This window comes from Janthinobacterium lyxosi, from assembly GCF_051380665.1.
In the GTDB taxonomy this organism is placed as follows: Bacteria; Pseudomonadota; Gammaproteobacteria; order Burkholderiales; family Burkholderiaceae_D; genus Janthinobacterium.
The window spans coordinates 1-4,242 of record NZ_JBNYXM010000071.1; the positions used below are offsets into that span (position 1 = coordinate 1).

Sequence of the window (4,242 nt, forward strand, 5' to 3'; positions counted from 1 at the left end):
GGCAACTGCACGGAAATCCGTTGCTACCGCGTCAATTACGACAATGACGCCAAGGTGATGGCCGACTCGCTGGGCCTGCAAACGCAGTATGAGTCAGGCGCGGGCGGCAAATCTGTGGCGGTAAAGCCACTTCAACAGATCCGCACGCTACCCAATTTTCACTTTATTCACAAAAATCCTGATCTTTCGACACGGCGCGGGGTCAATAAATCGCTGTAACGGTAACGGATACCGTAACCGTTACAGCTTATTGCCGGTTTCCCGTGGGGAGGGCAGCATCGGGGCTTGTTAATACCGAACAAATAACCCCATAGGAACCGAATATGAACAAGGCCACCATCCATACCGCGCTGATCGCCCTGGCTGCTTTCGCCGGTGTGTATTTCATTCAAAAATCGTTCGTGAAAATCCCCGTCGTCGGCGTCTACCTGCCAGGCGGCCAGTAAGCCGGCCAGCGGCCAGCGGTCAATTTCACCAACACCACCATCAGGACAAGAAAACATGAGTTCCAATATTGATCGCATGATCGATCTGCAAAACGTCAAGCCAGGCGCTACGGCGGTGCTGAAACTGTCGTATAACGCCACTTTCGACAAGCTGCATTTCATGCTGTCGGGCGGTCTGACCAAGGCCAATGTGGGCCGCATCGAAGGCAAGGCCAACGGCGTTACCTTCTTCGTGGACGATGGTGCCTTGCTGGGCGTGCGCGATGCCTATCAAGGCCTGTTCGTTGACGATAACGTCATCACGCTCGACTTCACGGAGCCAAACACCCGTGGTGGCGCCGCTGCACAGTACCTGTCGGCCCTGCCGCGCAACATGCTGGCAAGCCTGACGTTCGAAATCGAAATCAAGCAGGCGGCAGCGGCGGCAAGCGATATCAAGGCCGTGGCCGAATACCGCGACGGCACGCAAAACCCGTTCGTCCTGCAACGCAAGGACTTCAACGTGCCGTTGACCCTGGTGGGCGAAAACGATGTGATGCTGCCAGTCATGGCGAATGGCGGCCTGATCAAGCGCATTTGGCTGCACCACACGGGCCACATCACAGTTGCTGAACTGCGCACCGATGGCACGCCGCGCATCCGCGCCAAGGTGGGCGAACTGAATTACCAGCAGAAGCGTAATCGCCTGGTGCCACAAGCAAACTTGCTCGTGCTCGACTTCATCGGTGACGGCAACCTGATGAACATGCTGGACACGTCGCGCATCACGGAAGCGCTGTTGCGCATCACGACCGACGCGCCGGATAGCCTGAAAGCGTATATCGACTACGTTTCCGACATCAAGCTTTTGAAATAAGGCGGGCGCCATGAATCTTGATGACTTCATGGGATACGGGTCCAGTAGCTCACTCGGTTTCGGCTCGGGTGATCGTGATTCCGACCCATATAACGCGCTGGGCACGGGCGCCGCCGTCCTGACGGACGTGTCGTGGAGTTCCCCAGCAATGGAAACCAGCACGTCCACCGGTAACGGCTTTGGCGACTTTTTCGACTCCAAGGCGGGCGGCGTGCTGCTGGGCGGCCTGCAAACGGCACTCAATTACGCCATGTACCGCGATCAACGGCAATTTACGGCCGTGGCCAACGCGCCGCAACAGGCCGTGCAGCAGCAAGTCGCTGTGCAGCAGGTACGCAATAACAACCTGCTGTTGTGGGCGGCCATCGCTGCCGGCCTGATCTTCCTGGTGAAGAAATGACGCCAGGCATGCCATCCCTGCCGCCGCTGCAAATGGCATCGACTGCAACGTCGGGCGCCAAGGGCGGGGAGCAGGGCGGCGCATCGGGTGGCGTCAGTAGCGGCGACTGGATTATCAACAGCGGCGCGGGCTCAAGCAGTGGCATGACGTCGAAAACCTGGCTGATGCTGGCCATTGCGGGAGCGGTGGCATGGGCGCTGTTCAAGAAAAAGGCGTAATCCGCAAGGGCGTGCTGGATGACGCGGCGCGGGCCGCCTATGCCGCCGCCTACCGGCCAGACCGGCAGACAGGCGGCGGGCTGGGTTCGATGGACGCGGCCATGTGTGGCGCGCAGTTATTCGAAGTGGTGTGCTGCGGGGCCGTGGTGGCGCGTTATGCACTGCGGACGGTGGATCATGCCAACGGGTGCGAAATCGTCGTCGTGGCGGCTGCTGGTGGCCTTCCTGGCATCGATCTGGTCGCCTCGGTTGCGCCGAATATCGAACAGCAGGGCGCAATCGCGGGGGCGGATCGGCTGACGATGCGCACGCGGCGCCCTGGTCTGGTCAGAAAATTGAAAAAACAAGGCTGGGTGATTGACGCCTACTGCATGGGAAAAAACCTCAAATGAGTTCAAGCGATAGCAAGAGCGATTCCAGTCAAACACAGACCCAAGAATCGCAGGACAACCGCATTACCGGCTCGGGCGAGGCCGTCAGCCTGGTGGCCAGCCGTTCCAGCATCGGCAATGTGTCGATCAGCCAAACCGACCACGGCGCGGTGGACGGCGCTTTCAAGTTCGGCAACGCCATCACGGACGGCGCCCTGAAATTTGCCGATTCCACCGTAACGGGCGCGCTCGGCACGATCAAGGCCAGTGTGAAGGACAGCTTGGACACGGCCCGCGCCGCACAAGACAGCGCCTACAAATTCTCCAACGCCGTATCAGACAGCGCATTCAAGTCGAACGATGCTGCCATGGGCGGCGCGTTCAAATTCGCCGCGGATATTACGGCAGGCGCCGCGAACGAGTTGGCCGCCGCTGGTGCGCGCTCGGACGCGGTAGCAAAAAATGCGCTGCAATCGGTCAAGGATGCCTATGGTGACATGGGGCAAAAGCTCGATGCCGCCTACACCAACAGCAAAGCCGGTGAACAAAAAGTGCTCGTCGGCGTGGGCCTGGCCCTGGTCGCCGTGGTGGCCTTCAAAGCGATGGGAAAAGCAGCATGAGCTATAAATTGATTCGCCTGTCGGCTGGCATCCCTGAGCGGGTGGATATTCCAGGCCGCTTGATCTTGGTCGACTCGGTAACGACAGGGCAGGGCGTCGATATCGCCCTGCTGAAAAACAGCACACCGGGCACGGTAATGCCAGGTCGCAAGGCGGGTTTTCGCCTGGTGGAAGACTTCGGCGGCCTGATACTGACATCGGCGCTCGATTGCGAGGTGGGAATCTTCCTGGCCACCAATGATGTGCAGCTTGGCGGCACGGCTGGCGGTGAGGTGGTCATTCCGTCCGGCGTTGCAGTGACAAACGACCTGGCGCACTCGATCCCGGTCACGCTAACGTCCAGCAGCAACACCACGCCGATTCCGGTATCGCTTGCCAGCATCCGCGTCAACAACACGGCGGCGCAGCCAATCCCTGTCCTGTTCGGCGGAACGGTGGCGCCCGTGCTGGGCGTGGTCACGGTGGACAACACCAATGCCGAAGCAATCCCCGTGCTGCAAAAGCCGGGCGAGGTATTCGAAATACATGTCGCCAACACTGACGGCCAAGCGCTGCCGGTGGTGCAAAAGGCCGGTGTAAATTTTGGCGTCATCGTCAACAACGCGGAAGCATCGGCAGTCTTTACGCAACCGCGTGCCGCCTCGGTGTGGGCCACACGCGAGACACTGGCGGCCAGCGTGAGCAATGGCGCGCCGGTTGCTGTGAGCGACGTGGTGGGTGTGCTGATCGCGGCGCAAGTAACGCGGCGCGGCCTGCGACTGCGAAATGTCGGGCCTAATCCGGTGGCCATCGGCGCCGCTGGGCTCACGTTCGCAAATGCAGCCGTGGTGATACAGTCGGGCGAAACATGGCTGGAAGCGGACGCGCCAGGCGCAGCCTGGTATGCGATCTGCGATGCGGGCCTGGTTACTACAATCAACATTCAAGGCGTGATCCAATGATGAAGAAAATATTAGCGTGCTGCCTGCTGGCGGCAAGCATGGGCGCGGCATTGGCGGCGACAGGATCGGGCATCGTCGCGCCTGTATTTGTGCGCGATAGCGCCGGGGCGGTCGCCCGCACGTTCAAGGACAAAGCCGCCGACGTGCTGAGCGCCCGCGATTTTGGTGTCAAGTGCAACGGCGTTGCCGATGACTACAAAGGGCTGCAAGCGGCAATTGATGCGGCGAAGGATCGGCATTTGAGTCTGCCAGCCGGGGAATGCCGCATCAGTAAAACGCTGATTATTTCTCATGCAACGCAAATTGACGGTGGAAACGAGGGGAAGACCACCATCAAGAAGACTTCTGACGTGGTGGCAATTGAAATCCTCGCGCCGTATGTACGGTTGA

General features: G+C 59.9%; 8 protein-coding genes and 1 pseudogene. All 9 read left to right on the top strand.

Annotation, left to right across the window (positions count from 1 at the left end):
- Nucleotides 1–219 (top strand): annotated as a pseudogene (locus tag ACQ4WP_RS28985) (hypothetical protein); the annotation flags it as partial.
- A gap of 104 nt (nucleotides 220–323) precedes the next feature.
- A complete protein-coding gene (locus ACQ4WP_RS28990; protein ID WP_268766380.1) occupies nucleotides 324–446 on the top strand; it encodes a hypothetical protein in 123 nt (40 codons plus the stop codon).
- Nucleotides 447–501: 55 nt separating this feature from the next.
- Entirely contained in the window at nucleotides 502–1,302 is an 801-nt protein-coding gene (locus ACQ4WP_RS28995; protein ID WP_287771030.1) for a major capsid protein P2, read from the top strand.
- A 10-nt stretch (nucleotides 1,303–1,312) separates the two neighbouring features.
- Nucleotides 1,313–1,702, top strand: coding sequence for a hypothetical protein (locus ACQ4WP_RS29000; protein WP_436526726.1), 390 nt, complete (start codon nucleotides 1,313–1,315; stop codon nucleotides 1,700–1,702).
- A complete protein-coding gene (locus ACQ4WP_RS29005; RefSeq protein WP_436526728.1) occupies nucleotides 1,699–1,920 on the top strand; it encodes a hypothetical protein in 222 nt (73 codons plus the stop codon). Before ACQ4WP_RS29000 ends, ACQ4WP_RS29005 begins: the two co-directional genes overlap by 4 nt.
- The gene (locus ACQ4WP_RS29010) at nucleotides 1,893–2,312 is read left to right on the top strand and encodes a hypothetical protein (protein WP_436526730.1); all 420 of its coding nucleotides are present in this window, start codon (nucleotides 1,893–1,895) and stop codon (nucleotides 2,310–2,312) included. Before ACQ4WP_RS29005 ends, ACQ4WP_RS29010 begins: the two co-directional genes overlap by 28 nt.
- The gene (locus ACQ4WP_RS29015; RefSeq protein ID WP_436526732.1) at nucleotides 2,309–2,911 is read left to right on the top strand and encodes a hypothetical protein; all 603 of its coding nucleotides are present in this window, start codon (nucleotides 2,309–2,311) and stop codon (nucleotides 2,909–2,911) included. The genes ACQ4WP_RS29010 and ACQ4WP_RS29015 overlap by 4 nt, the downstream gene beginning before the upstream one ends.
- Before the next feature lie 8 nt (nucleotides 2,912–2,919).
- Nucleotides 2,920–3,852 carry a hypothetical protein gene (locus ACQ4WP_RS29020; protein WP_436526734.1) on the top strand — a complete coding sequence of 311 codons (933 nt, stop codon included), beginning with the start codon at nucleotides 2,920–2,922 and terminating at the stop codon, nucleotides 3,850–3,852.
- Nucleotides 3,849–4,242, top strand: a 394-nt coding sequence (locus tag ACQ4WP_RS29025; RefSeq protein WP_436526736.1) for a glycosyl hydrolase family 28-related protein, incomplete at its 3' end; no start/stop codon positions are given. The genes ACQ4WP_RS29020 and ACQ4WP_RS29025, both read left to right, overlap by 4 nt.

What these genes read in the sequence shown, in the direction of transcription:
- ACQ4WP_RS29000 (WP_436526726.1), top strand. Translation starts at nt 1,313, where the DNA reads ATGAATCTTGATGACTTCATGGGATACGGGTCCAGTAGCTCACTCGGT.
- ACQ4WP_RS29005 (WP_436526728.1), top strand. Translation starts at nt 1,699, where the DNA reads ATGACGCCAGGCATGCCATCCCTGCCGCCGCTGCAAATGGCATCGACT.
- ACQ4WP_RS29010 (WP_436526730.1), top strand. Translation starts at nt 1,893, where the DNA reads ATGGGCGCTGTTCAAGAAAAAGGCGTAATCCGCAAGGGCGTGCTGGAT.
- ACQ4WP_RS28990 (WP_268766380.1), top strand. Translation starts at nt 324, where the DNA reads ATGAACAAGGCCACCATCCATACCGCGCTGATCGCCCTGGCTGCTTTC.
- ACQ4WP_RS28995 (WP_287771030.1), top strand. Translation starts at nt 502, where the DNA reads ATGAGTTCCAATATTGATCGCATGATCGATCTGCAAAACGTCAAGCCA.
- ACQ4WP_RS29015 (WP_436526732.1), top strand. Translation starts at nt 2,309, where the DNA reads ATGAGTTCAAGCGATAGCAAGAGCGATTCCAGTCAAACACAGACCCAA.